The sequence below is a fragment of the Streptomyces sp. NPDC050211 genome (assembly GCF_040656035.1).
GTDB lineage: Bacteria > Actinomycetota > Actinomycetes > Streptomycetales > Streptomycetaceae > Streptomyces.
In genome coordinates this window covers 32,755-58,556 of the sequence record NZ_JBFALC010000044.1, presented here as the reverse complement: position 1 = coordinate 58,556, position 25,802 = coordinate 32,755, and the positions used below count along the sequence as shown (strand labels likewise).

General features: G+C 70.1%; 22 protein-coding genes and 1 pseudogene. 12 read left to right on the top strand and 11 right to left on the bottom strand.

Features of this window, described 5'->3' with window-relative positions; all coding sequences use genetic code 11:
* Positions 1–84 precede the first annotated feature (84 nt).
* Both AB0I98_RS33645 and AB0I98_RS33640 read left to right on the top strand, forming a co-directional pair.
* Positions 85–1,194: a pectinesterase family protein gene (locus AB0I98_RS33645; protein WP_362948533.1), complete on the top strand. Its 1,110-nt coding sequence runs from the start codon at positions 85–87 to the stop codon at positions 1,192–1,194.
* A complete protein-coding gene (locus AB0I98_RS33640) occupies positions 1,172–2,236 on the top strand; it encodes an alpha/beta hydrolase family protein (RefSeq protein WP_362948532.1) in 1,065 nt (354 codons plus the stop codon). Before AB0I98_RS33645 ends, AB0I98_RS33640 begins: the two co-directional genes overlap by 23 nt.
* Positions 2,237–2,358: 122 nt before the next feature.
* Here the strand turns inward: AB0I98_RS33640 and AB0I98_RS33635 are convergent, their stop codons facing one another.
* Positions 2,359–4,557, bottom strand: a complete 2,199-nt coding sequence (locus AB0I98_RS33635; RefSeq protein ID WP_362948530.1) for a family 43 glycosylhydrolase — start codon at positions 4,555–4,557, stop codon at positions 2,359–2,361.
* Positions 4,558–4,760: 203 nt separating this feature from the next.
* Here AB0I98_RS33635 and AB0I98_RS33630 point away from each other — a divergent pair, with 203 nt between their 5' ends.
* Positions 4,761–5,915 (top strand): right-handed parallel beta-helix repeat-containing protein, encoded by a 1,155-nt coding sequence (locus AB0I98_RS33630; RefSeq protein ID WP_362948529.1) that lies wholly within the window; start codon positions 4,761–4,763, stop codon positions 5,913–5,915.
* 95 nt (positions 5,916–6,010) lie between these two features.
* Here AB0I98_RS33630 and AB0I98_RS33625 read toward each other — a convergent pair whose 3' ends face one another.
* The 3 genes from AB0I98_RS33625 to AB0I98_RS33615 form a co-directional block, all read right to left on the bottom strand.
* Positions 6,011–7,693, bottom strand: coding sequence for a rhamnogalacturonan lyase B N-terminal domain-containing protein (locus AB0I98_RS33625; RefSeq protein WP_362948528.1), 1,683 nt, complete (start codon positions 7,691–7,693; stop codon positions 6,011–6,013).
* Positions 7,694–7,776: 83 nt separating this feature from the next.
* Positions 7,777–8,634 (bottom strand): hypothetical protein, encoded by an 858-nt coding sequence (locus AB0I98_RS33620; RefSeq protein WP_362948527.1) that lies wholly within the window; start codon positions 8,632–8,634, stop codon positions 7,777–7,779.
* Complete coding sequence (locus tag AB0I98_RS33615) at positions 8,631–9,197, bottom strand: SigE family RNA polymerase sigma factor (RefSeq protein WP_362948525.1); 567 nt, start codon at positions 9,195–9,197, stop codon at positions 8,631–8,633. The genes AB0I98_RS33620 and AB0I98_RS33615 overlap by 4 nt, the downstream gene beginning before the upstream one ends.
* 250 nt (positions 9,198–9,447) lie before the next feature.
* Here AB0I98_RS33615 and AB0I98_RS33610 point away from each other — a divergent pair, with 250 nt between their 5' ends.
* Positions 9,448–10,902 (top strand): NCS2 family permease, encoded by a 1,455-nt coding sequence (locus AB0I98_RS33610; RefSeq protein ID WP_362948524.1) that lies wholly within the window; start codon positions 9,448–9,450, stop codon positions 10,900–10,902.
* 14 nt (positions 10,903–10,916) lie between these two features.
* On the opposite strand, the gene AB0I98_RS33605 is transcribed toward AB0I98_RS33610, so the two are convergent.
* The 6 genes from AB0I98_RS33605 to AB0I98_RS33580 all read right to left on the bottom strand — a co-directional run bounded on the left by AB0I98_RS33605 (position 10,917) and on the right by AB0I98_RS33580 (position 16,766).
* Complete coding sequence (locus tag AB0I98_RS33605) at positions 10,917–12,365, bottom strand: penicillin-binding transpeptidase domain-containing protein (RefSeq protein ID WP_362948522.1); 1,449 nt, start codon at positions 12,363–12,365, stop codon at positions 10,917–10,919.
* 65 nt (positions 12,366–12,430) lie between these two features.
* On the bottom strand, positions 12,431–13,102 hold the full coding sequence (locus AB0I98_RS33600; protein WP_362948520.1) for a response regulator transcription factor: 672 nt from the start codon (positions 13,100–13,102) through the stop codon (positions 12,431–12,433).
* Positions 13,099–14,400, bottom strand: a complete 1,302-nt coding sequence (locus tag AB0I98_RS33595; RefSeq protein WP_362948519.1) for a histidine kinase — start codon at positions 14,398–14,400, stop codon at positions 13,099–13,101. The genes AB0I98_RS33600 and AB0I98_RS33595 overlap by 4 nt, the downstream gene beginning before the upstream one ends.
* Positions 14,397–15,401 carry a hypothetical protein gene (locus tag AB0I98_RS33590; RefSeq protein ID WP_362948517.1) on the bottom strand — a complete coding sequence of 335 codons (1,005 nt, stop codon included), beginning with the start codon at positions 15,399–15,401 and terminating at the stop codon, positions 14,397–14,399. The genes AB0I98_RS33595 and AB0I98_RS33590 overlap by 4 nt, the downstream gene beginning before the upstream one ends.
* Before the next feature lie 113 nt (positions 15,402–15,514).
* Positions 15,515–15,988 (bottom strand): GNAT family N-acetyltransferase, encoded by a 474-nt coding sequence (locus AB0I98_RS33585; RefSeq protein WP_362948515.1) that lies wholly within the window; start codon positions 15,986–15,988, stop codon positions 15,515–15,517.
* Between the two features lie 4 nt (positions 15,989–15,992).
* Positions 15,993–16,766, bottom strand: a complete 774-nt coding sequence (locus AB0I98_RS33580; RefSeq protein ID WP_030956770.1) for an IclR family transcriptional regulator — start codon at positions 16,764–16,766, stop codon at positions 15,993–15,995.
* A gap of 133 nt (positions 16,767–16,899) precedes the next feature.
* Here AB0I98_RS33580 and AB0I98_RS33575 point away from each other — a divergent pair, with 133 nt between their 5' ends.
* The gene (locus AB0I98_RS33575) at positions 16,900–18,429 is read left to right on the top strand and encodes an aldehyde dehydrogenase (NADP(+)) (RefSeq protein WP_362948513.1); all 1,530 of its coding nucleotides are present in this window, start codon (positions 16,900–16,902) and stop codon (positions 18,427–18,429) included.
* Between the two features lie 104 nt (positions 18,430–18,533).
* Entirely contained in the window at positions 18,534–19,142 is a 609-nt protein-coding gene (locus tag AB0I98_RS33570; RefSeq protein ID WP_362948511.1) for a DUF1349 domain-containing protein, read from the top strand.
* On the opposite strand, the pseudogene AB0I98_RS33565 reads toward AB0I98_RS33570, so the two are convergent.
* Positions 19,102–20,635 (bottom strand): annotated as a pseudogene (locus AB0I98_RS33565) (MFS transporter). The gene AB0I98_RS33570 and the pseudogene AB0I98_RS33565 overlap by 41 nt on opposite strands.
* On the opposite strand from AB0I98_RS33565, the gene AB0I98_RS33560 reads away from it, so the two are divergent.
* The 6 genes from AB0I98_RS33560 to AB0I98_RS33535 all read left to right on the top strand — a co-directional run bounded on the left by AB0I98_RS33560 (position 20,562) and on the right by AB0I98_RS33535 (position 25,724).
* Positions 20,562–21,557 (top strand): helix-turn-helix domain-containing protein, encoded by a 996-nt coding sequence (locus AB0I98_RS33560; protein WP_362948509.1) that lies wholly within the window; start codon positions 20,562–20,564, stop codon positions 21,555–21,557. The pseudogene AB0I98_RS33565 and the gene AB0I98_RS33560 overlap by 74 nt on opposite strands.
* The gene (locus AB0I98_RS33555; RefSeq protein WP_362948508.1) at positions 21,554–22,045 is read left to right on the top strand and encodes a GNAT family N-acetyltransferase; all 492 of its coding nucleotides are present in this window, start codon (positions 21,554–21,556) and stop codon (positions 22,043–22,045) included. The genes AB0I98_RS33560 and AB0I98_RS33555 overlap by 4 nt, the downstream gene beginning before the upstream one ends.
* Before the next feature lie 77 nt (positions 22,046–22,122).
* Positions 22,123–22,842, top strand: a complete 720-nt coding sequence (locus AB0I98_RS33550; protein ID WP_362948506.1) for a DsbA family oxidoreductase — start codon at positions 22,123–22,125, stop codon at positions 22,840–22,842.
* A 107-nt stretch (positions 22,843–22,949) separates the two neighbouring features.
* Positions 22,950–23,999 carry an aminotransferase class V-fold PLP-dependent enzyme gene (locus AB0I98_RS33545; RefSeq protein ID WP_362948505.1) on the top strand — a complete coding sequence of 350 codons (1,050 nt, stop codon included), beginning with the start codon at positions 22,950–22,952 and terminating at the stop codon, positions 23,997–23,999.
* 57 nt (positions 24,000–24,056) lie between these two features.
* Positions 24,057–24,662 (top strand): sigma-70 family RNA polymerase sigma factor, encoded by a 606-nt coding sequence (locus AB0I98_RS33540; protein WP_362948504.1) that lies wholly within the window; start codon positions 24,057–24,059, stop codon positions 24,660–24,662.
* 60 nt (positions 24,663–24,722) lie between these two features.
* Positions 24,723–25,724 (top strand): maleylpyruvate isomerase family mycothiol-dependent enzyme, encoded by a 1,002-nt coding sequence (locus AB0I98_RS33535; protein WP_362948503.1) that lies wholly within the window; start codon positions 24,723–24,725, stop codon positions 25,722–25,724.
* Positions 25,725–25,802: the final 78 nt, after the last annotated feature.

Below are 25,802 nucleotides of genomic sequence, written 5' to 3'. Positions count from 1 at the left end.
AGCGAGCGAGCGGACGGGCTGGGGGGCCGCACCCCTCCGGCCCGCCCCCCACCCACACGAGCCGCACCGCGAAGGAGCACCGGTATGCCCTCGCAGTTCCCGTTGTCCCGCCGAGGATTCCTCATGGCGTCCGCCGCGGCGGGCGCCGCCCTCGGTCTCGCCTCCGCCCCCGCGCGGGCAGGCAGCAGACCGCGAACGTTCGGCCGATACGGTTCACCGGCCGCCCGCCTCACCCCGCAGACCCTGTACGTCGACCCGCACGGCCGGGGCGATGTCACCTCCGTCCAGGCCGCCGTGACCGCGGCGAGTGGCAGCGGCTGGACGCTCGTCCTCGCACCCGGCACCTACCGGGAGACGGTCGCCGTCGACGCCACCCGGACGGAAGCGACCTGGATCGGCGCCTCGGAGAACCCCCGCGACGTCGTGATCGTGTACGACAACGCCGCCGGCACCCCCAAGCCCGGCGGTGGCACGTACGGCACCAGCGGGTCCGCCACCACCACCGTGCAGGCCGACGGGTTCACCGCGCGGGACATCACCTTCGCCAACGACTGGCTCCGCGCCGACCACCCCGAGATCACCGGCACCCAGGCCGTCGCCATCAAGGTGCAGGGCGACCGCTCGGCGTTCTGGCGGTGCCGGTTCCTCGGGCACCAGGACACGCTGTACGCCGACTCGATGGCGCTCGGCACCTTCGCCCGGCAGTACTTCGCGCACTGCTACGCCGAGGGTGACGTCGACTTCGTCTTCGGGCGGGCCACCGCCGTGTACGAGCACTGCCGCTTCCACACGCTGGCCCGGGACGTCGACTTCACGCCCAAGGGCATGGTGTTCGCGCCCTCCACGGCCGGTGCCAACCCGTACGGCTACCTGGCCCTGAAGTGCCGTATCACCAGCGGCGCGGAGGACGGGGCGTACAAGCTGGCCCGCCCCTGGGTGCCGAGTTCCGACACCACCGCCCGGCCCTCGCTGGTCGTGCGGGACACGTGGATCGGGCGCGGCATCGACGCGGTGGCGCCGTATACGAACATGCGCGAGACGTACCCGTGGCAGAGCATGCGGTTCCACGAGTACGGCAACACCGGGCCCGGCGCCGTGATCAGCGTCCCGGAGAACCGTCCCCAACTCAGCGCTGAGGAAGCCGAATTGCACACCCGGAAGGCATACCTCCGTGACTGGCACCCCGCTGCCTGAATTCCACTCCACCCTCAAGGACGACCTGCGTTTCCCGCTCGCCTGGGGCACCTCGCCGATCCGGGACTTCGAGGAGTGGCGGCGGGCGGCGCGGGCCAAGGTCGAGGAACTGCTCGTCGTCGGGCGGCAGGACGGGGTTCCGTACGCGCCCGAGGTCACGGACGCCGTACAAGACGACGTCTGCACACGGGAGTTGGTCACCCTCTCCCTCACCCGCTACGAACGCGTCCGCGGTGTCCTGCTCACCCCGCACGGCCCCGGGCCCTTCCCCGCCGTACTGCTGCTGCACGACCACGGAGCCAGGTTCGACATCGGGAAGGAGAAGCTGGTCCGGCCCTGGTACGACGACACTCGGCTCGCTTCAGCGCGGGCCTGGGCGGACCGGCACTTCAGCGGCAGGTTCATCGGCGACGAGCTCGCCCGGCGCGGGTATGTCGTCCTCTGCCTGGACGCGCCCGGCTGGGGCGACCGAGGGCCCCTCGCCTATGACCAGCAGCAGGCCCTGGCCAGCACCTTCTACCACCTCGGCTCCTCGCTCGCCGGACTCATGGCCCGTGAGGACGCCCGCGCGGCCGACTTCCTGGCCGGCCTGCACCGCGTGCGCGGTGTCGCCACTCTCGGCTTCTCCATGGGCGCCTATCGCGCCTGGCAGACCGCCGCGCTGACCGACTCCATCGCGGCCACCGCGGCCGTCTGCTGGATGACCGGCCTGAAGGAAATGATGGTGCCCGGCAACAACACGCTGCGCGGGCAGTCGTCGTACTACATGCTCCACCCCGGGCTTCCCCGGTTCCTCGACTTCCCCGACGTGGCGGGCATCGCCGCACCCAGGCCGATGCTCTTCATCAGCGGCGCCTTGGACCCCCTCTTCCCCGCCGACGGCGTACGGGTGGCCCACGACAAGCTGACCGCCGTCTGGCGCTCGCGCCACGCCGAGGAGCGGTTGCGGCTGAAGACATGGCCCGACCTCAGCCATGTCTTCAACGACCGCATGCAGGACGAGGTGTTCGCCTGGCTCGACACCGTCCTGCGAGTGAGCTAAGCGGGCCCGGCGAAGTCCGCTGCGGTTCGGCAGCGCCCCGAAGGGGCGCGGGGAACTGCGCGACCAGCCACGACGGTGCCGCAGTCGACCGACGGCATAGCGCGGCACTTCCAGCGGAGCGCTTAGCGCCGTACCGGCCTGATCGACTCCAGCGTCGGCACCACCGGCTTGATCGTGCCGTCGGCCGCGAACTCCATGCGGTCGATGGTGGTCTCGCGGTGGGTGCCGTCGCCGCCCGCCGTGCCGGGGCCGTTGAGCGCGAACCGGTGGTAGACCATGTACCAGTCGTCGGTGCCGGGGGTGTTGACCACCGAGTGGTGGCCCGTGCCCTTGATGCCGTACTCCGGGCGCTTGGAGAGGATCGTGCCCTGCTTGGTCCACGGGCCGAGCGGGGACGGTCCCGTCGCGTAGGCGACGTGGTAGTTCTCGCTGCGGGTGTCGTCCTCGGACCACATGAAGTAGTAGGTGCCCTTGCGCTTGACGACGAAGGAGCCCTCACGGAAGTTGTCCGGGGTGATGTCCCGCACCTTCGACGGGTCGTACGAGGTCATGTCGTCGTTGAGCGGAACGACGTAGCCACGCCCGTTGCCCCAGTAGAGATACGACGTCCCGTCGTCGTCCGTGAAGACGGACGGGTCGATCATCTGGCCGCTGAGGGAGCCGCCCTTGGCGACGAGGGGCTTGCCGAGGGCGTCCTTGAAGGGGCCTGCGGGGGAGTCCGCGACGGCCACGCCTATCTGCTGCTCGGCGCAGAAGTAGAAGTAGTACTTGCCGTCCTTCTCGGCGATCGCGGGAGCCCACGCGTTCTTGTCGGCCCAGGAGACATCAGGCCCCAGGTCGAGGATCACGCCGTGGTCCTTCCAGTGGACCAGGTCCTTCGACGAGAACGCCTTGAACTGTGTACCGCTCCAGCCGGGGAAGCCGTCCGTGGTCGGGTAGATCCAGTAACGGCCGTCCATGTAGCGGATGTCGGGGTCGGCGTACAGCCCCGGCAGGACCGGGCTGCGGGTCGGCACCGCCTCGACCGTCCAGGTTCTGGTCGTTCCGTCAGCCGCCGTCACCTTGTACGTCTGCGGTTTGCGGAAGTCGCGGCGCGTGCCGCTGGGCGGGGTCACCTTCGCGCCCGCACCGACGGCGAACCGGGGCGCCAAGTGCCGTAGATCCGCAGCGGGTTGCATCGGCAGCACGACCTTGCTCGTCGCCTCGGTGACGATCGCGTACCCCTTCTGGCCCTTCGCCGTCGCGTCCACGACCGACGTCGGGGTGACCGGGTAGGCCGCCAGCAGCCGGTCGTACTCGGCCTGCGTCACCGGAATCACCGTGCCGTGGCGGGGACTTGCGGGGAGCTGGTAGTTCGTGGACATCGTCCACTTGCCCGAGTCGAGGTCGGTGGTCTCGAAGGGGACGTAGCCCCGGCCGCCGTACTCGTCGATGAACAGGTACCACTTCTCCTCGGTGTTGGACTTGAACACCGTCGGGCCCTCACCGCGGTCGATCGAGCCGCTGCCGATGCAGTCCGAGACGAAGTCGTACGAGGTGTCCGTCAGCGACGTCGACTTCTCGGCGGTGATGAACTTCGAGCAGGGGCTGGAGGAGGTGGGGTCACGCTCGTCCTTGGTGTAGCGGTAGTAGGTGTCCTTGTGCTTCACGACGGTCGAGTCGATGACCGAGTAGCCGGGGTCGTCCCAGACCTTGGGCTCGCTGAAGGTGCGGAAGTCCTTGGTCGTCGCGTACAGCATCTTGTTGTACGTCGAGCCGGTGTGGTCGGGGTCGTCGTCGGCGTACAGCTTGGAAGCCCAGAAGACGACGTACGCGTCCAGCGTGTCGTCCCAGTAGGCCTCCGGCGCCCAGGTGTTGCCCGCGCTGTCCGGGGACACCTTCACCAGGCGCTGGTCGGTCCAGTTGACCAGGTCGGTGGACTCCCAGACCATGATGGACTTGCTGCCGTGCCGCTGGACGTGGTCCCAACTGCCGCTGGAGTTCCGGTACATCTTCAGGTCGGTCGCGATCATGTAGAACTTGTCGCCCTTGGGGGAGCGGATCACGAACGGGTCGCGCAGGCCTTTCTCGCCGATGGTGGAGGTGAGGACCGGCTTGCCCGCGTTCAGCTCGCGCCAGCGCAGCGGGTCGTTGCCGCGGCTGAGGGCGTAGCGGATCTGCTCGCCGTCGGCGGTGCCCTCGCCGGTGAAGTAGGCGAAGAGATAGCCGGCGTACTTGGACTTGCTCACAGGCGGCGCTCCTGATTGCGCGGTGCCGGTTGGGGCGGTGACAAGGGTGAGGAGGAGGGCGAGACAGGCGACGAGCACGGCTCTGGGGCGCATGGGCAGTCCTGTAGGAGTGTGGGCGTTTCTGTTGGATGGTGCGGCGCCTTCGGAGTGTTACCAGTGGGAAACAGCACGTCAATCGGTAGGCGTGAGATGGAGGGCGGCGAAAGTTTCGGTCGCTTTCGCCAGGGACACGGCAACCTCTTCCGGTCGTGGCGGCGACTGCATCGCGTCCCCATTCCCCAGGAAAGGAGCGCCCAGTGCGGCTCAGCACCGGACGCCACCGCAGGACGCGCACGCTCTCGATCGCGGCGGCGGTGGCCGTCTCCGCCGGCGCCGGCGGCGTCTACCTCGGACTGTCGAACGGCGGTGCCCAGGCAGCCGCGACGACCGTCACCGTCTCCACCACCGCCCAGCTGGAGTCGGCCGTCGCCCGCGCCGCCGCGGGCACCGTCATCCAGGTGCGCGCCGGCACGTACTACCCGACGGCCACCCTCAAGTCCACGGCCAACGGCACCGGTTCGAACCGCATCACGCTTCAGGCGTACGGCAGCGAGAAGGTGAAGATCGACGGCTCCAAGCTGCCCGACGGCTCCTGGCTGGCCGGGATCTACGGCGACCACTGGACCGTGCAGAACCTCACCTTCCAGAACTCCCCGGCCCAGGGCTTCGTCGCCACGTCGTCCGTGGGCGGCGTCTTCAAGAACCTGGTCACCGCGAACAACGGCGACTCCGGGTTCACGCTGCGCGGCGACGGCACGAGCAACAACCTCGTGCAGAACCTGGACAGTCACGGCAACTACGACCCGGCCGGGCACGGTCAGAACGCCGACGGGATCGCGGTGAAGTTCGGCTCCGGTACGGGCAACAGGATCACGGGCGCTCGGCTCTACAACAACTCGGATGACGGGCTCGACCTGTGGCAGTTCTCCTCACCGGTCACCATCGACCACGCGTGGGCCTTCGGCAACGGCAAGAACCGGTGGGGCGACTCCGCGTTTGAGGGCAACGGCAACGGGTTCAAGCTGGGCGGCGGGGGCGCCGTGGTCGCGCATGTCGTCAACAACAACGCGGCCTGGGGCAACACGCTGCACGGCTTCACCGAGAACTCCAACACCGGCGCGATGGCGCTGCACCGCAACACCGCGTACGCCAATGCCGAGGCCGGGTTCTACTTCGCCACGAGCAAGGCGCGGCTGGCGCGGAATCTGGCGGTGGGCAACAAGGGCGGGTTGTCGAAGGTGGGTTCCGGCACGGTGTGCGCCGCGAACAACTGGGACAAGGGGGTGCCCACGCCGGGCTTCAAGTCGACGGATGCGGCTACGGCGTACGGGGCGCGTAAGGCGGACGGCTCGCTGCCCGCGACGGCCTTCCTGACGACGGGTTCTACGACCATTGGGTCGACGATGAACTGACCGGGCACACCGAAAGGCCCCGCCGGTCGTCACCGGCGGGGCCTTTCTTTGCCGGCCGAGGGGGGCTCAGGCCGGCGCTGCTGATCGAGGGGGGCTCAGATCAGCAGGTCTATGCAGTCGAACGACGTGCCCGGGCCGAGGTAGGCCGAGCCGGTCGAACCACTGACGATGTTGAGCTTCAGGACGTTGTACTGACTCACGTCCGTCTTCCACGCACTACTAGGGACGTTGAACGTGAACGTGTGGTTGTTCCCCCGGTACGAACCCGTGGTGAGAGAGCGCGTAGATGGCTGAGTGGGAGCGGTGGGGATGGCCGAAACCCAGTCGTTCACGGTCACCCGTGGCCGGCCGTTGATGTAGGCCGTGGTGACGCCGACGCGCAGGGTGTGCGCGGCGGCGGCCTGCTCCTTGGTCAGCTTGAAGTAGACGAGGATGCCGTCGTTGACGTCCTTCCACATGTACGCCGGGAAGGACGCGGCCTCGCTGCCGCTGCCGATCGTGACGTTGCCCGTCCACTTCGCCGCGCGGGCGTCGGACGGATGCGCGTACGTCATCAGCTCGGCGTTCTTGAACTCGCCGGGCGTGCCGTCCCAGTCGCCGAGCCGCCAGACGGTCTGCGCGGCGGACGGGTCGCCGGTGAGGGTGAGGGTGTTCAGCGCCGTGGAGCCGCCCGCCGTCACCTTCACTTCCCGGGTGTGGACGGCGAGTTCGCCCTTGTAGACGGTCATCGTGTACGTCCCCGGCAGCATCCCCTTGCAGGAGAAGGCACCGGTGCCGGCCGCGGCCTTCGTCCAGTACTGGGCGTCCTTGTTGGCGAAGCCCACCGTGTAGGCGTACTTGGCGTCCATGCCCTTCAGGCCGACGCCCGCCACCTTGCCGCGGCCCGCCTTGCCGACCCAGCCGGTGATGCCGAGGCCGTCGGCCCAGGAGGTGTCGAGGTTCGCGGGGAACAGCGAGGACGCGGGGGTGCCGCCGTCCGTGAAGGACAGGACGTAGGGGCCCTGGAGACCGAAGCGCTGGGCCTCCGTCTGCGACTGGTTGTAGTGCAGGATCTCGTAGAGGCCGACGCCGAGGTCGTTCGAGTGGCGCAGCAGTGAGCGGTAGAACGGGCCGCCGGACGCCTTCTCGTGGTTGGAGCGGACCAGCCAGAGGCCGACGGAGCCGGTGGTGAAGCCGACGTAGTCGTAGTCGATGACCCGCTTGCCCGAGTAGTGCTTGGAGTGGGTCGAACCGTCCGCGCGCTTCCAGACGTCTCCCGCCTCGATGACCTTGTCCGAGGCCTCGATCCAGGTGTCCGAGCCCTCGTTCGGGAAGATCCCGGGCTTGAGCCGGACGATGTAGCGGGTCGCCGTGAAGGAGGCGTCCGCCTTGTCGGTCCACAGGTAGACGTTGTTCTGGCCGCTGCGGGCCGCGTACCACTGGGTGATCGCGCCGTGCACGGCCTTCACGAGGATCGTCGACCCGGTCTGCCGGATCGTGACGGTCGACGCGCCGAGGCCGGACTCGACGTGCGAGTGCCTGCCGCCGTACCCCTCGTACTCCTTGCCCTTGTGCACCAGGGACGTGATGTCGCCGGTCGACTTCGAGACCTTGAAGACCAGCGAGGCGCCCGTGTCGATCACGTAGTTCGAGCCGTCGTCCTTGTAGCCGAACGTCGCGGCGGACGCGGACGACAGGAGGCCGGTGCCGCCTGCGACGGCGGCGCCGGTGGCGGCGACACCGATCGCGGAGGCCCCGAGCACGCGTCTGCGTGTGGGGTGCTTCTTGTGCGTGCTCAAGGGGTCGGGCCCTTCGTGCTGGGATCCTTACGTCTCCCGGTCGCCACGCGTGCGGGAAAGGTTGCCGCGGCCTCGGAACTTTTTTACGAGTCGCCCTCGGACGCCGACTCGTCGCCCTCGTGCGGGGCGAAGTCACCCGCCACGGACAGCTGCTGGTCCCCTGCGGTGGCCGTCGCCGCGTAGCCGTCGTCCCCCGCGTCGCGCCCGCCGCGCTCATGGTTGTACTGCCCGGCGAACACCCACTCGCCCTTCGGGACCGTACGGCCCTCCTTGAGGACCCAGGTGTAGAGGAGGAAGCCGTCCTGCTCGCCAACGGTGAGGGTGAAGTCCTGCTCGGGCAGCGCGCGCCAGGCGCCGGTGGAGCTCACCCCGCCGGTCTGCTTGACCTTCAACTGGACGGTCAGCGCGGTGAGTTGCTCGTCCGTCCGGACGGTCACATTGCTCTGCGCCCAGAAGTCGTTGCTGTGCGGGTCGACCGAGCCGTCCGACCAGAGCGGGCCGTCCGTCTCGCCGTTCGCGGGCGCCAGGGTGGTGGCGGGCGCGGACGGGGACGGCGACTCGGGGCTGCTCGGTTCCCCGGACTTCGGCGGCGCGCTCTGCGTCGGGTCCACCGGCGGGACGGGGGCGCGGCTCGTCGCGTCCGGCGACGGGGTGGGCGTCGGCGAGACGGCGACCGTCTGCTGCGGGGAGGGTTCGTCCTTCACGGCGGAGGCGACCGCGTACCCGCCGACGGCCAGCACGCTCGCGACCGCCGCGGTGGCGCTGACGACCCGCACCCAGCCGAAGACCGGCGGGCGGGTGGCCCGGTGGTCGGGCCGGGTCTGCTCGGTCATGCCACGTTCGACGCGGGCCAGGATGCGCGCGCGGTCGGGTTCGTGCTGTCCGGCCGCCTCGTGCAGCCGGGCGCGCAGTTCGTCGTGCACGTCCCGCCGCATGGTCATCGGTTCCTCCCTCCGGCGTCACTGGTGCGTGCCATCGCCGCGTGCATCCTGGGCGGAGCACCCGGCGTGCCGAGCAGCCTTTGCAGCTCGGCCATTCCCTTCGAGGTCTGGCTCTTCACCGTACCCACCGAGATCCCCAGGGCGAGCGCCGTGTCCTTCTCCGAGAGGTCGAAAGCATGCCGCAGCACCACACAGGCCCGTTTGCGGAACGGAAGTCTACGCAACGCCTCCTGGACATCGACCACGCCCGCGACATCCGGGTTCTCGGTCTTCTCCTCGCGCTGCGACCAGAACAGGGCCACCCGCCGCCGCTCGCGGACCGCGCTGCGGATCCGGGTACGGGCGAGATTGGCGACGACTCCGCGGGCGTAGGCCACCGGATGATCGGCGGCGCGCACCCGGTCCCAGCGGTGCCACAGCGCCAGCAGCGCGTCCGCCGCCAGATCGTCGGCGGCGTCCGACTCACCCGTCAACAGGTGGGCGAGACGGGACAGTTCGGCGTAGTGACGCTCGAAGAAGGCATGGAACTCCACGGAGGCTGCGTCGTCGACGACTGTGCCCACGGGCGACCTCTCCTGGCTCTGCGTGGCATGTGGAAGACGTGTGATCGTCCGGAGATCATCCGGTCGAGATGCGGAAGCCTAGCAGTGATCGAACACCTGATTCGTACGAGGCTTCGAACACCGTGTGGCAGGTCGCACGGTGAGCAGCTCCGATTCCGTAACACGGGGAAAACCTGAAACGGGTTCGGCAGGGGAACAATCCAGCCAGCATCCGCACACTGATCAATCAGGCAGCAAGGAGTACGCGTCCATGTCCGATTCGCAGAAGGTGGCCGACCGGCCAAGTCCCGCGCCCTCCGGGGTGAGCAGCCTCGACCGGTTCTTCAAGATCTCCGAACGGGGCTCCACCTTCGGCCGTGAGATACGCGGCGGCTTCGCCACGTTCTTCACGATGGCCTACATCCTTGTCCTGAATCCGATCATCCTCGGCAGCGCGAAGGACAAGTTCGGCGACCAGCTCGACCCCGTCCAACTCACCACCGCCACCGCCCTGGTGGCCGCGGTGATGACGATCATCATGGGCATCGGCGGCAATCTGCCTCTCGCCCTCGCCGCCGGCCTCGGTCTCAACGCGGTCGTCGCCTTCCAGATCGCCCCGCTGATGAGCTGGGACGACGCGATGGGCCTCATCGTCCTCGAAGGCCTGCTGATCTGCGTGTTGGTGCTGACCGGCCTGCGCGAGGCCGTCATGCACGCCATTCCGCAGGCACTGAAGCAGGCGATCAGCGTCGGTATCGGCCTGTTCATCGCGTTCATCGGCTTCGTCGACGCCGGCTTCGTCACGCGTATCCCCGACGCAGCCAACACCACCGTGCCGGTTCAGCTCGGCGGCACCGGCTCGCTCACCGGGTGGCCGATCCTCGTCTTCTGCCTCGGAGTTCTGCTCACCATCGCGCTGCTCGCCCGGAAGGTGAAGGGCGCGATCCTGATCAGCATCGTCGCCATGACGATCGTCGCGCTCATCATCAACTCGATCGCCGACGTCAAGGCGTGGGGGCTGACCACGCCGGAGTGGCCCGACAAGATCGTCGACACCCCGGACTTCGGACTCATCGGCCAGTTCAGCCTGTTCGGCGCGTTCAGTGCGACCGACGTGGGTGTCATCACCGTCATCCTGCTGATCTTCACGCTGATCCTGTCGGACTTCTTCGACACCATGGGCACGGTCGTCGGCATCAGCGCGGAGGCGGGCCTCCTCGACGAGCAGGGCAAGGTCCCGAACCTCGGCCGTGTCCTCCTCATCGACGGTGCGGCCGCGGTCGCCGGCGGTGCGGCGTCCTCGTCCTCCGCGACGTCGTACATCGAGTCGGCGGCGGGCGTCGGGGAGGGGTCGCGCACGGGCTTCTCGAACCTCGTCACCGGTGGGCTCTTCGCGCTCGCCCTGTTCCTCACGCCGCTGCTGACCATCGTTCCGCTCCAGGCGGCGGCGCCCGCGCTGGTCGCCGTGGGGTTCCTGATGATGACCCAGGTCAAGCACATCGACTGGGACAAGTACGAGATCGCGATTCCGGCGTTTCTCACCATCGCCGTGATGCCCTTCACGTACTCGATCACCAATGGCATCGGGGCGGGGTTCCTGGCGTATGTGGTGATCAAGTCGGTGCTCGGGAAGGCGAAGGAGGTTCACTGGTTGCTGTGGGGTGCGGCGGCGTTGTTCCTGGTGTACTTCGCTATTGACCCCATTGAGCAGGTTCTCGGGGTGTAGCCCCTGACGGGGCGTTACTCAACCGCCGCTTGCATCATCGCCTTGGCTACGGGGGCCGCCAGGCCGTTGCCGCTTACTTCGGAGCGGGCCGCGTCCGACTGCTCGACCATCACCGCCACTGCTACCTCCTTGTCCCCGGACTTGGCGTAGGACGTGAACCAGGCGTACGGGGTCTTGCTGTTGTTCTCGCCGTGCTGGGCCGTGCCGGTCTTGCCGCCTACCGTGGCGCCCGATATCTGGGCGTTGGTGCCGGTGCCCTTGGAGACGACCGTTTCCATCGCGGACTGCAATTGTTCTGCGGTGTCGGAGCTGACGATGCGGGTGGTGTTGGTGTTGTCGTCGTAGTTCTCCAGGGCGTCGCCGCCGCTGTCGGTGATCTCGGAGACCATGTGCGGGGTGACCAGCTCGCCGCCGTTGGCTATGGCGGCGGACACCATGGCCATCTGCAACGGCGTGGCCGTGACGTCGAACTGGCCGATGCCCGTCAGTGCGGTCTGCGCCTTGTCCATCCCGGACGGGTAGACGCTGGGATAGGCCCGCACCGGTACGTCCTGGGTCTCGTCGTTGAAGCCGAACTTCTCGGCCATGGACTTCAGCTTGTCCTGGCCGAGGTCGACGGCCATCTTGCCGAAGACGTTGTTGCAGGAGTACTGCAGCGCGGTGCGGATGGTGGCGTTCTCGCAGGGGGCGGACGCGTTCTCGTTGTCCAGGGTCCTTGTCGTGCCCGGCAGGGGGTACGGGTTGGGGCTGTCCGTCTTCTCGTCGACCGACGAGTACAGCCCGTCCTCCAGCGCGGCAGCCGCGACGACCAGCTTGAAGGTAGAGCCCGGCGGCAGCGGCTGGCGCAGGGCGCGGTTCGTGAGCGGCTTGTCGGAGTCCGCGTTGAGCTGCTTCCAGGCCGTCCCGGCGGTGTCCGCGTCGGTCAGCGACGTCGGGTCGTACGAGGGGGTCGACACGACTCCCAGGATCTTGCCGGTCTTCGGGTCGATCGCGACGGCCGCGCCCTTCTTGTCGCCGAGAGCTTCGTACGCCGCCTTCTGCACGTCCGGCTCGATCGTCGTGACCACGTTGCCCGGATCGGCCCGCTTGTCGGTGACCGTGTCCATCAGGGTCTTCAGCCGGGTGTCCGTGCCGTTGAGCAGGTCCTGGTAGATGCCCTCCAACTGCGTGGGCGCGTAGCTCTGCGAGGCGTAGCCCGTCACCGCGGCGTACAGCTCGCCGTCGGTGTACGTGCGTTTGTACGCGAGGTCGCTGCCCTTCGTCCGTGCCGAGCCGGTGATCGCGTCACCGGCCACGATGATGTTCCCGAGCGGCGACGAGTACGTCTCGATCGCATTCCGCCGGTTCTTGCTGTCGTCCGCGAGTGCCTGGCCGTCGTAGAACTGCACCCAGGTCGCCCTGACCAGCAGAGCGAACACCAGCAGCAGCGTGAAGACCGATACGCGCCTGATCGTCTTGTTCATCCCGCCAAGAAGACGACCGGGGCATTGCGGAGGGTTCCGTTCCGCCCACTTTTCTCATCGGGTGTTCATGAAGCCGGCCGGGGTGACTTCAGGAAGCCCGCCTCGTACGCGGCGATCACCGCCTGCGTACGGTCCCGCGTGCCGGTCTTCGCCAGGACCGCCGCCACGTGCGTCTTCACGGTGGCCGGGCCGACCTCCATGTGCCGCGCGATCTCCGCGTTGGTCAGCCCGGCCGCCATGAGCCGCAGCACCTCGCTCTCCCGTCCGGTGAGCTTCGCCACCCAGGCGGGCGGAGCGGTGTGCACGCGCGCGTGCTCGGTCGCCAGGGTCCGTACGGCGGACGGGAACAGCAGGCTGTCGGTGCGCGCGACCAGCCGTACCGCCTGCACGAGCGTGTCGGCGTCCGCCCGCTTGAGCAGGAACCCGGCGGCTCCGGCGCGCAGGGCTTCGTACACATAGGAGTCGTTCTCGAAGGTGGTGACGACGACTATGCGGGGCGGTGCGTCGAGCGTCGCGAGGATCTGTTCGGTGGCCCGAATGCCGTTGGCCTCCGGCATGCGGACGTCCATGAGGACTACGTCGGGTTGGAGGTTCCGTACGACCGATACCGCCTCCGCGCCGGTGGCCGCCTCGCCTATGACCTCCATGTCCGGTTCGGCGGAGAGGATCGCGCGTAGGGCGGTGCGGACCATGCGCTCGTCGTCGGCCAGGACGACGCGGATTGGTGGGGTGGTCATGTGGGGCCTTTTCTTGGCAGGCGTACGTGTAGGCGCCAGGTGTTATCGACGGGGCCTGCTTGGGCGGTGCCGCCGAGTAGGTGGGCGCGGTCGGTGATACCGCGCAGTCCATGACGGCCGTCGGCATGTCGATCGTCTGCGGGTTCGTTGTGGCTGGTCGCGCAGTTCCCCGCGCCCCTATAGGGCGCTGCAGCAGAGCTAGTCAGTCGGTTCTCCAGGGTTATGTCCAGGTCCTCGCCTGCGGGCTTGATGTGGAGGGTCACTTGCTTGTCGACGGCGTGCTTCAGGGCGTTGTTGAGGCCCTCCTGCACGATGCGGTACGCCTCTCGGGAGACGACCGGCGGGAGGGTCTCGGGGGCGACCTCGATGGTGGCCGTGATGCTTAGTCCGGTCGCGCGGGTGCGGTGCAGGAGGTCGTCGAGGTCGGTGGCGAGGGTGGGGGCGGGGGCGGTGGGGGAGTCGCCGTTGCGCAAGACGCCCAGGACGGCGTCCAGTTCGGTCACTGTGCGGCGGGTGGTGTCTTCGATCGCGGCTAGGGCCTCGCGGACGAAGTCCGGGTCGGTGTCGAGGACGCGGCGGGCCGCGCTGGCCTGGAGGGTGACGGCGCTCAGGGCGTGGCCGACGGAGTCGTGGAGTTCGCGGGCGAGCCGGTTGCGTACGGCGAGGTCGGCGGCGCGTGCCTCGGCGGCTGCGAGCCGGTCCTCGGGGGTGGGGCCGAGCAGGGCGGGTGCCCAGTGGGCGAGCAGTGCCCCGGACGCGGCCGCGCAGGCGGCGAGCGCGACGAGTATCGCCGCTCCCGCGGCCGGTGCGAGCGCCAACGCCCAGGTGTGGTCGAGTGCTTCGGGTAGCCCGAGCGGGGAGTCGCGCAGCCCGGCGATGACCGGCAGCACGATCAGTACGACGGCGAACGGCGGCACCGCGAGCGACATCCCGGCGATGATCCCGCCGAACCCGAGGTGCAGCGTGAACCAGGCCGCCGTCCGCCCCTTCGCGGACCGGCTCCGTGCGGGGCCGTCGGCGAGCCGGTCCCCGTCCACACCGCACAGCGACCGCACGGCGGCGACCTCGAGCGGCCGGGTCAGCGGGAACAGGGAGGTGAGGGCAGCCAGGGGCAACCCCAGGGCGAACGAGGCGAGTTGGAGGGTGAAGGAGTCGAACACGCTCGTGGCGCCCGTCGCCGGGCCGACGACCACCGAGCCGACGAGGACGTACGGCATCGCGAGCGCGCCGCCGAGGATCAGATGGATCCAGCGGCGGCGGGCCCGACGGCCGAACAGGAACCGGGCGAACGTGCTCACGCCGGTTGCTTCGCCGCGGCGGAAGAGGCGTCCCTCGTCCCGGCGGACCGCTCCGCGAGGAAGTGGGCGCCGAGGGTCGCCACCAGGATGCCGACGATCATCTGGCCAGCGTAGGCGAGGTGCATCACCGGCGTCGGGCGGTCGGAGATGTCGTCCACCCCCGTCAGGGACGCGAGCGCCAGCCAGCCGCCCCAGCAGGCCGTGGCACCCGAACCGACCCAGGCGAGGGCGAGCGGCGTCTGCACGGGCAGCGCCGGGGCGCTCCGGAAGGCGAGCAGCCAGGCGCCGGCCACGGCGGCGACGAGGAAGAGGGCCGTCATGGCTTCCAGGACGTAGAAGTCGGAGGTTCGGTCACCGGCCCGTCCCGCGCTGAGCCCGGCCGTACCGCCGAAGGCCCACAGCAGGTGCAGGGTGAGCGGCAGCAGGGCGAGTACGGCGGCGGCGCCCGCGGTGACGCGCTGGGCGGCGCCGACCGTACTCAGCGGCAGCTCCCACACGCGTCCGCGCCAAAGATGGCCCCAGCGGTCGCGGGCGTACAGCACGAACAGTCCGCCGAGGGCCAGTCCCTGCACGATGAACCCGGTGTACACGACCCCGAACACCCACTCGTCGAGGAAGGGCTTCCGCCCGGTGTCGGCGGCCGTGGACACGCTCCCGCCAAGCGCCCTCACGAGGAGCTGCAACGGAAACCCGGTCATGATCGGCGCGAGCAGCCCGGTCGCGACCCACACCGGAAACGCCAGCAGCCACGCGGGCACCCGCAGCCCCCACGGCCGGGTCAGCACCAGCGCCAGCACGATGACGGCGCTGTCCAGCACCATGGAGACGCTGTTGGCGACGGCCATCGACGTCCGGTGCTCCAGCAGCGAACTGCCGTCCGGAATCCCCACCCGGCTCCCGGCGACCCAGGCGACCTTGAGGGCGAGATACGGCACGCAGGAGACGACGGCGACGGCGCGGAGGAGCCGGCGGGGCTTGGTGGCGACGAGTGACGTGGTCATACGTCCACGCTCCCGTGCGGAGCCCGACCGGCACGTCCTGCGCCACGACGATCCGCCTCCGCCGCACGGGGGAGGAGCCCCAGCCCCAGCATCAGCCCGAGCTTGGCCCAGCCTCAGCCCTCCAGCGTCAGCACGACCTCGTCGATCTCCTCGCCCCGCGCGTTCGCGAAGCCCCTTTCCCGGCCCGTCAGCCGGAAGCCGCACCGCGCCAGCACGCGCACCGACCCCGCGTTGTCCGCCGCGGCCCGTGCGTACAGCGGACGTTCAGGGGCCTGAGTCAGCAGCACCCGAAGGGCCGCCGTGGCGATACCCCGCCCCCAGTACGCCCGGTCGATCCAGTACGTCACCTCACGCTCGCCCGGTTCCCCGAACACCGCCACGTGCCCCACCACGTCACCGTCCGCCAGGACCGTGCGCTGGACGACGCCGGCCAAGGACCGGATCCGCTTCCAGTGGGCGTCGAAGGCGTCCCGGTCGGCCGGGTCCTTAGCGGTGAAGGCCGCCATCCACACGGCCTCCGGGTCCATCATCTGCCGGTAGAAGACGGGCAGGTCGCTGTCGTGAATCTCGCGGAGTTCCACATCCATGGCGTCAGAGCCTACGGGTGGCCAGTGTCAGCCGGTCCCGCGCGTCGAACAGCGCGTCCTTCACCATCTGCTCATGGGCCGGGGTCAGCCGCGCCACCGGTACCGAGCAGCTGATCGCGTCGCGGGCCGGGGTGCGGTACGGGATCGCGACGCCGAAGCAGCGCAGCCCCAGCGTATTCTCCTCGCGGTCGACGGCGAAGCCCTGCTCCCGGACCTGGTGCAGCTCCTCGATGAGCTTCTCGCGGTCCGTGATCGTGTTCTCGGTGAGGGCGGGCAGCGTCTCCGGGAGCATCTTGCGGACCTGTTCGTCCGAGTACGTGCTCAGCAGCGCCTTGCCGAGGGACGTGGAGTGGGCCGGGAGGCGGCGGCCGACCCTAGTGAAGGGGCGGAGGTAGTGCTGGGACTGGCGGGTGGCCAGGTAGACGACGTTCGTGCCGTCCAGGCGGGCCAAGTGGATGGTTTCCGTCGTGTCGTCCGACAGGCGGTCCAGCGTCGGACGGGCCGCCGCGACCACCTCGTCCCCGTCGATGTACGAGGTGCCGACGAGCAGCGCCCGTACCCCGATCCCGTACCGCGTGCCCGTCGCGTCCGTCTCCACCCAGCCCAGCTCGACCAGTGTGCGCAGCAGCATGTAGAGGCTGGACTTGGGGTACCCGACGGCCTCCTGGACCGCCGCGAGGGAGTGCATTCCGGGGCGTCCGGCGAAATACTCGAGCAGTTCAACAGTCCTCACCGCGGACTTGACCTGCGCTCCGCCCCCCGTCTCGCCAGCCGACATCGCCCTTGACCCCTTCGTTCGACGGGAAATAGTCTCCAACAGCATATTCACCATCAGAGACAGCGTTCAGTATATCGAACGACCCTGGTGAATGACCCAGTACTGCGGCATTACATGTGTGGAGGGACCCGCGGTGGCAGCAGCACCAGTCTGGAGTGTCGACCCCCGAACCGGGAAGCAGCGGGAACAGGTTGCGGTGGAGGCCACAGCCCAGGAGGTGGACGCCGCCGTCCGTGCCGCGCACGACGCGCGCGGGGCCCTGGCCGACCGCACGGTCCGCTCGGCCTTCCTGCGGACCGCCGCCGACCGGCTCGAGGCGGCCAAGGACCAGCTCGTCGAGGCCGCCGACGCGGAGACCGCGCTCGGCCCGGTCCGGCTGACCGGGGAACTCGCTCGCACCTGCTACCAGCTGCGTGCCTTCGCCGACATCGTCGACGAGGGCGCCTTCCTCGACGTCGTCATCAACCACCCCGACGCCACCGCGACCCCGCCGATCCCGGACCTGCGCCGCTACAAGGTGCCCCTCGGCGTCGTCGCCGTCTACTCGGCGTCCAACTTCCCCTTCGCCTTCTCGGTCGCCGGCGGCGACACCGCGAGCGCGCTGGGCGCGGGCTGCCCGGTGGTCGTCAAGGCCCACCCCGACCACCCGGGCCTGTCCGAGCTGGTCGCGGCCGTACTGCGGGCCGCCGCCGCGGCGCACGGCATCCCCGCGGGCGTCGTCGGCCTCGTCCACGGCTTCGAGGCGGGCATCGAGCTGATCAAGCATCCGCAGGTCGCTGCGGCCGGGTTCACCGGTTCGGTACGAGGCGGGCGTGCCCTCTTCGACGCGGCTGCCGCGCGGCCGGTCCCGATCCCCTTCCACGGCGAGCTGGGTTCGCTGAACCCCGTGCTCATCACCGAGGCCGCCGCCGCCGAGCGTGCGGAGGCCATCGGCACGGGGCTGGCCGGTTCGATGACGCTGGGCGTCGGACAGTTCTGTGTGAAGCCCGGGCTCGTGCTGGCGCCGCAGGGCGCTGCGGGCGACCGGCTGCTCAAGTCGCTGACGGAGGCGGTCAGCGACACGGAGGCGGGCGTTCTGCTCGATCACCGGATGCGCGACAACTTCGTGGCCGGGATCGCCGAGCGGACCGAACTGCCCGACGTGGACTCGCCGGTGACGCCGGGCGCGGGCGGGGAGCACACCGTCAGCGCGGGGTTCCTCACGGTGCCTGCCGAGAAGCTGACCAGTGAGGGGGCGTACGACCTGCTGCTGGAGGAGTGCTTCGGGCCGGTCACCGTGGTGGCCCGCTACGAGGACGAGGCCGAGGCGAAGGGCGTGCTGTCCCGGCTGCCGGGGAATCTGACGGCGACGGTTCATGTGTCGTCGGAGGAGGCGGCGGGAGAGGGGCGGGGGCCCGAACTGCTTGCGGAGCTGACGCCGCTGGCTGGGCGTGTGCTGGTCAATGGGTGGCCGACGGGGGTCGCGGTGGCGCCCGCGCAGCATCATGGAGGGCCCTACCCGGCTACGACGTCGACCTCTACTTCGGTGGGCGGTACGGCTATTGAGCGGTGGCTGCGGCCGGTTGCTTATCAGGGGGCGCCTGAGGCGCTGCTTCCTGCGGAGCTTCGGGACGAGAATCCGCTGGGGTTGCCTCGACGGTTCAACGGGCGTCTGGAGCGGTAGCGCCGTTGGGGTGCGGGTTGTTCGCGGGCTGCGGGCTGGCTGTGGCTGGTCGCGCAGTTCCCCGCGCCCCTGAGTAGCTCCACTTGGCCTGAGACACTGGAGCGATGGACGTGGAAATTCCCGAACTGCCTTTCCCTCTCCGTACTTACGGACCCGACGGGCACTGGGCCTACGAGGACGGGATCCTCAGTGGGTGGGCCGGGGCCCGGCAGGATCGGTTTGTGCCGCCCACCGGTGAGGCCCTGGACCCGGCGTCCGATGCGCCGCGGCTGTTGGGGGCGCCTGTGGGGGACTTTCAGCTGATTGCTCGGGTCACCGTCGGGTTTGCCGCGGCCTTTGACGCGGGGGTGTTGTACGTCCATGTCGGGGAGCGGGCCTGGGCGAAGTTGTGTCTGGAGTACTCCCCGGATGTGCCGACCGTGTGCACGGTGGTCACCCGGGGGCATTCCGATGACGCCAACTCCTTCACTGTGGAGGGCAGTTCGGTCTGGCTCCGGGTGAGCCGGACCGGGCGTTCCTTCGCCTTCCATGCCTCCCGTGACGGTGAACGCTGGACCTTCGTGCGGCTGTTCACGCTGGGCGACGCGGAGGAGACGGGCGCTGCTCTGGTCGGCTTCATGTCGCAGTCGCCGATGGGGGAGGGGTGCGTGGTGACGTACGACCACATCGAGTTCAGGCCGGACTGGCCGAAGGATCTGCGGGACGGCAGCTGAGCAGGAGCGTCACCGTCAGCAGGGTCGCGCTGATCCCGAGGCTCAACCGCATGCCGGCCACGAAACCGTCGGAGATCAGCGTCCCGAACGCGGCGATCCCCAGGGCTCCGGCCATCTGCCGTGCCGAGTTGAGCACTCCGGCAGCAAGTCCCGCCCGCTCGGCGGGCACGGCGTCCATCATCGCCGCGGTGAGCGGCGGCACCGTCAGGGCGCAGCCCAGTGCCATGGGGACGAGGAGCAGGGCCACCAGGGCGGGAGGCGTGCCGGCGTCGACGTACAGCAGGACGAGCAGTCCTACGACGGCCAGTGCCTGTCCCACCACCATGGGCAGGCGTGTGCCGTGGCGGCTCGCGAGCTTGCCCGCCAGCACGTTCGTCACGGCGATCAGCCCGGTCATCGGCAGGAACATCAGTCCGGCGGCCAGCGCCGAGCGGCCCTGAACCTGCTGGAAGAAGAGCGAGAAGACGAACACCATGCTGTAGAAGGCCACGCTGACCGCCGCTCCCGTGGCGACCGTCACCGCGACGGTCCGGTTGCGGAACAGGCCGAGGGGGACGACCGGGTGGGGCCGGCGTGCCTCGATCCAGAAGAACGCGACAGCGGCGACCACTGCCACGGCCAGCGCCGCCCATCCCGCCGTGCCGCCCTCGATCACCGCGAACGTCAGTGCCGTGAGCGCCACCACCGCCGTCAGCTGGCCGGGCAGGTCGAGCGGTGCCGGACGGCGCTGTGAGCGCGGGGCCCGGACCAGCAGCACGAGGATCAGGGCACCGACCGGCAGGTTGACGAAGAAGATCCCGCGCCAGTCCCAGGCCGTCGTCAGCGCACCGCCCGCCACCGGACCCAGCGCCACCGCCACCGAACCGCCCGCAGCCCACACGGCCACCGCGCGGGCCCGCCGCGCCGGATCGGCGTACGCCTGCCGCACCAGCGCGAGCGAGGCCGGCAGGACCACGGCCGCCGCCACGCCCTGCACCACACGCGCGCCGATCAGGGTGGCCAGATTCGGCGCCAGGCCACAGGCCGCCGAGGCGAGCGTGAAGACGGCGGCCCCGAGCGCGTACGCCCGGCTCGCCCCCGCTCGGTCCGAGAACGCCCCGGTGGACAGCATCAGCGAGGCGAAGGCCAGCGTGTAGGCGTTGACCACCCACTGGAGGCCGGACATTCCGCCGCCGAGAGAGGAACCGATCGCGGGCAGGGCCACGTTCACGATGGACGCGTCGAGGCAGACCAGCGCGAAGCCGAGGAGGCCGGCGGTGAGGGTCAGGGCGGAGGAGGGCTTCTTGGGTCCCAACTCGTCAGGGGTGACGGCGAGTTCGTCGTCCTGCACAGGGCGGTTCGTTGACATGCCCTCCATGCTGCGGATCCGGGCCGCCGTACAGTAGTGGCCGGAATGCCAAGCACCCGGAGGTTCTGGTCATGCCCCAGCCGCGGACCCCGCGCAGGATCGCCGTCGTCGCGCCCTCGCCCGTGTCGATGTTCAACCTCGCCATTCCGGAGATGCTGTTCGGCAAGGTGGAGGTGGACGGTGAGCCGGGCTACGAAGTGGTCATCTGTGCGGCGGAGCCGGGTCCGGTGCCCACCAGCGGCGGACTCGACCTGTATGTACGGCGTGGACTCGACGCCGTGCGGGAGGCGGACACGGTGCTCGTCGCGGGGACCGGGGAACCCTTCGAGCCGGAGTCGCGGATCGTCACCGCCGTACGCGAGGCCGCCGCCGACGGCAAGCGGATCGCGTCCCTGTGCACCGGCGCCTTCCAGCTCGCCGAGGCCGGTCTGCTGCACGGGCGCAGGGCCACGACGTACTGGGCGCACGCCGAGGAACTGCGCCGCCGGTATCCGCAGGTCGACCTGCGCGGAGACGTGCTGTACGTCCAGGACGGGCCGTATCTGACCTCCTCCGGCTACGCCGCCGGCATCGACCTGTGCCTGCACATCATCCGCACCGACTACGGCGCCGCCGTCGCCAACGAGGTCGCCCGGCGGGCCCTCGTCGCGCCCGTACGGCCGGGTGGCCAGACCCAGTTCACCCAGACCCCGCTGCCGCCGGAGCGCGGCAATGCCTGCGCCGACACCCGCGGCTGGGCCATGCGCAACCTCGACAAGCCGCTCACCCTCACCGAGCTGGCCCGGCACGCGGGCGTGAGCGTGCGCACCCTGACCCGCCGGTTCCACGCCGAGAGCGGGGTCAGCCCCCTGCAGTGGCTGCTGCATCAGCGCATCGAGCGCGCGAAGGAACTCCTGGAGACCACTTCCCTGCCCATGGACCAGGTGGCCCGCTCCTGCGGCCTGGGCACCGCCGACTCCCTCCGCGCCCACGTGGTCCGCCGCACCGGCCTCACCCCGAGCGCTTATCGGGCCCAGTTCAGCCGTCTCGGAACCGGAGCGGGGCCTCTCACGTCCCAGGTGGCATGATCAGGGAGCCGCTGACCGGAAACCGCGTGATCCGTACCGTCCTGCCCGCCGAGGCGGATACCGTCGCAGCGCTGCATGCGCGGGCCCGGGCGACGTACTACCCGGGCGGGGTCCCGGACGACGGCACCGACTGGATCGCCGCCTGGCGGGGCGTGATCCGGCGGCCGGACGCTCATGTGCTGTGTGCCGTCGAGTGCGGCCGTATCGCCGGCGTCGCGTCCTTCCGCACTCCCGAGGGCGCCCCCGCGGAATCGGTCACGCTGTTCCAGTTCCATGTCGACCCCGACCACTGGGGTTCCGGCGTCGGCACGGCCCTGCACACGGCCTGTGTCGAGCAGTGGCGGGTCGATGGCAAGCGCACCGCCGTACTCGATGTGCATGTCGACAACCAGCGGGCCCGGGCCTTCTACGGGCGCCGGGGCTGGGTCGCGGAGCCGTTCGACGGGAGTCGTCATCTGCGGCTGCACCTCATGATCGGCGGGGAATGAAAACGGCCGCTTGAACGTTCACACACTCCGGCGGAGGGAGCCTCCGATCCCGTACGACCTGGAGAGAGAGCCGAGACATGCGCGTCGAGATCTGGAGTGACATCGCCTGCCCCTGGTGCTACGTCGGCAAGGCCCGCTTCGAGAAGGCGCTCGCGGCCTTCCCGCACCGGGACCAGGTCGAGGTGGTGCACCGGTCCTTCGAGCTGGACCCCGGCCGGGCCAAGGGCGACACCCAGCCCGTGATCACGATGCTCACCAAGAAGTACGGCATGAGCGAGGCCCAGGCGCAGGCCGGTGAGGAGAACCTCGGTGCGCAGGCCGCCGCCGAAGGACTCGACTACCGCACCCGCGGCCGGGACCACGGCAACACCTTCGATCTGCACCGGCTGCTCCACTTCGCCAAGGAGCAAGGCCGGCAGGACGAACTGATCCAGGTCTTCTACCGGGCCAACTTCGCCGAGGAGCGCTCCCTCTTCTCCGAGGGCGACGAACGGCTGGTGGAGCTGGCCGTGGAGGCCGGGCTCCTCGCGGCCGATGTCCGTAAGATCCTCGCCGACCCGGAGGCGTACGCCGACGACGTCCGCGCCGACGAGCGCGAGGCCGCCGAACTGGGCGCGAACGGCGTGCCCTTCTTCGTCCTCGACCGCAAGTACGGCGTCTCCGGCGCCCAGCCCTCCGAGGCCTTCGCCCAGGCTCTGACGCAGGCATGGGGCGAGCGGTCCCCGCTCAAGCTCGGCGGCGGGGGAGACGAGGCAGAGGCCTGCGGTCCGGACGGCTGCGCGGTGCCGCAACACTGACATCAGCCCTGAACTCGCAGGTCAGGGGTGATGTATAAGCGTTCCTTCGCGGTACCACGTAAAGATACGCAATGGACTACGACTTCATCGGGGCCCAGAGTGGACCCATGGAGACCTTCGAGAGCCTGGTCCGTTCCGAGTTCGCCCCGAAGAGCATCTACCTCAACACCGCGAGCACCGGGCTGATGCCGGCCCGGACGGTGGCCGCCATGAGCGCCGCCGTGGAGGCCTCGGCGGCCGGGCGGCCGACCGACATGTTCGCCGACGTCGAGGCCGCCCGCGCCTCCTTCGCGCGTCTGACCCGGGTGCCCGACCGCCGGGTGGCGGCGGGCGCCTCGGTCGCCGTCTACACCGGCCTGATCGCCGCCTCCCTGCCCGCGGGCGCCGAAGTCCTCACCGCCGACGCCGACTTCAGCTCCACGGTGACCCCGTTCCACATCCGCGGCGACCTCAAGGTGCGCACGGTGCCGCTGGAGCGGATCGCCGACTCCGTGCGGCCCGGCACCGCGCTGGTCGCGGTGAGCGCCACGCAGTCGGCCGACGGCCGGATCGCCGACCTGCCCGCGATCCGGGCCGCCGCGCACGAGCACGGGGCGCGTACCTACATCGACGCGTCCCAGGCCACCGGCTGGCTGGACCTCGACGCGGACGACTACGACTACGTCTCCTCCGTCGCCTTCAAGTGGCTCGTCTGCCCGCGCGGCGTCGCCTTCCTGGTCGTCCCGGAGGACCTCGGCGGTCTCCCCCCGGTCTTCGCCGGCTGGGTCGCGGGGGAGGAGCCCTGGGACAGCTGCTACGGCCCGGTCGAGGAACTCGCCCACTCCGCACGGCGGTTCGACGAGAGCCCGGCACTCTTCGCCTACGCCGGCGCCCGCCACTCCCTCGCCCTGCTGGAGGAGATCGGTGTGGACGCCGTGCGCGCCCACGACCTTGCCCTCGCCGACCGCTTCCGCACCGGTCTTGCCACCCTCGGCCACGAACCCGTGCCCGCCCCCGGCTCGGCGATCGTCTCCGTGCCCGGTCTCGGCCACCGCCAGCCCGAGCTGAGCAGCGCCGGAATCGAGGTCTCCGACCGCGCCGGCAACCTGCGCGCGGCCTTCCATCTGTACAACACGACGACCGACGTCGACCGGCTGCTGGACGCCCTGTCTGCCTGAACCACTGGCGCGGGCCCGCCGAGGACGCTAGGAAGGGGCATCGGGGGTGGTGGTGCCGTGGAGTCCACGGGCAATACGTCCGTCGAGCTGCCCGCAGACGCGGAGCTGCACCGGCGGCTGGTCTACGGGGACGAGTCCGCGCTGGCCGAGGCGTACACGGCGTACGGCGGCCTGGTGCGGCGCGTAGCCATGCGGGTCACCCGCAGCCCGGCCGCCGCCGAGGACGTGGCGCAGGAGGTCTTCGCCCAGCTGTGGAGCAGGCCGTACGCCTTCGACGCACGCCGCGGCTCGCTGCGCACCTGGCTGTCCATGCTGTCCCACCGGCGGGCCGTGGACTGGGTGCGCAGCGAGGCCCGGCACCGCAAGGACGCCCGCGCCGACGACTCCGCGCTGCACGCCATCCCCGACACCGGACCCGGCCCCGACGAGACGGTCGTCGACCGGGAGCGCTCCCTGCTGCTGCACTCCGCCCTCGCCGAACTACCGCAGCCGCAACGCGAGGTCGTCCACCTCGCCTACTTCGCCGGCCGCACCTACCGGCAGGCCGCGGTGGAACTGGGGATACCGGAGGGCACGGCCAAGACCCGGCTGCGCACCGCACTGCGCACCTTGGCGGAAACTTTGGCCGACCCACCCGACCCGGGTCTCGAAAGGGGCGCATGATGGCGGGAGGGGTACTCGCACCGAAGAGGCACAACGAACAGGCAGGGGAGGAGGCGCGCGATGACCGACGATCATGAGGTGGTACGTGACCTGCTCGTCGCCTGGGGCTTCGGCGTCCTCGACCCGGCCGACGAGCGGACGGTCCGGACGCACCTGGCCGGGTGCGAGAGCTGCGCGGCGGAGGCGGCACGGCTGCGGGAGACCGTACGACTCCTGGACGGGCCGCCGCTGAACGCTCCCGCACAGCCGGCCGAGGGCGCGCTCTCCCTCGCCCTGCGGACCCGCCCGGCCGCCTTCCGGGCCGCCGCGCACGCCGCCCCCTACGCCGCCACCGTCGCCGGGCTCAAGGCTCTGCTGCCCGAACTGGAGGGCCGGTGGGCCACACCGGTCGTGCACGACTGGGACGCGCATGCCACCGTCGCCCACCTCCTCGCCGCCGACGAGCACCTGGCGGGCCTGCTGGGCGTCGAGGCGCGCGTGCCGCGCTCGCGGATCGAGGAGGGCACGCCCTGGGAGGACGCCTGGAACCGCCGTACCGCCGAGGTCATCGCCCACGAGCACGGCCGTACGCCCCAGGAGACCGTGGCCGACTGGGCCGCGCAGGCGGACGCGCTGCTCGGCACGCCCGAGGCCCGCGACGCCGAACTCGCCGCACGCGCCATGACGTTGATGGGGATGCGGCTGCCCGTCGCCGATCACTTCCTGGTGCGCGCCTTCGAGACGTGGATCCACACCGACGACATCGGCCGCGCCCTCGGCCTCGCCGTCCCGCCGCCGCCCCAGGAGCACTTGGGGCAGCTGGTCCGCCTCGCCGTCCGGGTCCTCGGCCTGTCCCTCGGACCCACCGCGCCCCCGGTGCTGTTCTCGGTCATCGGGGGCGAGGAGTGGGTGCTGGGCTCCGATGCCGAGCCCGTACAGGCCGAACTCACCCTCGACCCCGTCGACTTCTGCCTGCTCGTCGGCGGGCGGTACGCCCCGGAGACGGTGCCGAGGGGAGAAACGGGCGACGCGGCCGCCGTACGGAACGTACTGGAGCGGGCCGCGTCGCTGTCGTGGCTGTGAGATCACCTCACGGAGATCACTTCACGGGCGTGAAGTCCCTCGCGCCGATGCTGCATTCTCCGGGGGACAACCCCCGGA

Excerpts from the sequence above, each read along its gene's own strand:
- AB0I98_RS33590 (WP_362948517.1), bottom strand. The coding sequence starts at position 15,401 with ATGACCACGTCACTCGTCGCCACCAAGCCCCGCCGGCTCCTCCGCGCC.
- AB0I98_RS33550 (WP_362948506.1), top strand. The coding sequence starts at position 22,123 with ATGCGCGTCGAGATCTGGAGTGACATCGCCTGCCCCTGGTGCTACGTC.
- AB0I98_RS33545 (WP_362948505.1), top strand. The coding sequence starts at position 22,950 with ATGGAGACCTTCGAGAGCCTGGTCCGTTCCGAGTTCGCCCCGAAGAGC.
- AB0I98_RS33620 (WP_362948527.1), bottom strand. The coding sequence starts at position 8,634 with ATGACCATGCGGCGGGACGTGCACGACGAACTGCGCGCCCGGCTGCAC.
- AB0I98_RS33570 (WP_362948511.1), top strand. The coding sequence starts at position 18,534 with ATGGACGTGGAAATTCCCGAACTGCCTTTCCCTCTCCGTACTTACGGA.
- AB0I98_RS33580 (WP_030956770.1), bottom strand. The coding sequence starts at position 16,766 with ATGTCGGCTGGCGAGACGGGGGGCGGAGCGCAGGTCAAGTCCGCGGTG.
- AB0I98_RS33555 (WP_362948508.1), top strand. The coding sequence starts at position 21,554 with ATGATCAGGGAGCCGCTGACCGGAAACCGCGTGATCCGTACCGTCCTG.
- AB0I98_RS33635 (WP_362948530.1), bottom strand. The coding sequence starts at position 4,557 with ATGCGCCCCAGAGCCGTGCTCGTCGCCTGTCTCGCCCTCCTCCTCACC.
- AB0I98_RS33585 (WP_362948515.1), bottom strand. The coding sequence starts at position 15,988 with ATGGATGTGGAACTCCGCGAGATTCACGACAGCGACCTGCCCGTCTTC.
- AB0I98_RS33605 (WP_362948522.1), bottom strand. The coding sequence starts at position 12,365 with ATGAACAAGACGATCAGGCGCGTATCGGTCTTCACGCTGCTGCTGGTG.
- AB0I98_RS33600 (WP_362948520.1), bottom strand. The coding sequence starts at position 13,102 with ATGACCACCCCACCAATCCGCGTCGTCCTGGCCGACGACGAGCGCATG.
- AB0I98_RS33560 (WP_362948509.1), top strand. The coding sequence starts at position 20,562 with ATGCCCCAGCCGCGGACCCCGCGCAGGATCGCCGTCGTCGCGCCCTCG.
- AB0I98_RS33645 (WP_362948533.1), top strand. The coding sequence starts at position 85 with ATGCCCTCGCAGTTCCCGTTGTCCCGCCGAGGATTCCTCATGGCGTCC.
- AB0I98_RS33535 (WP_362948503.1), top strand. The coding sequence starts at position 24,723 with ATGACCGACGATCATGAGGTGGTACGTGACCTGCTCGTCGCCTGGGGC.
- AB0I98_RS33610 (WP_362948524.1), top strand. The coding sequence starts at position 9,448 with ATGTCCGATTCGCAGAAGGTGGCCGACCGGCCAAGTCCCGCGCCCTCC.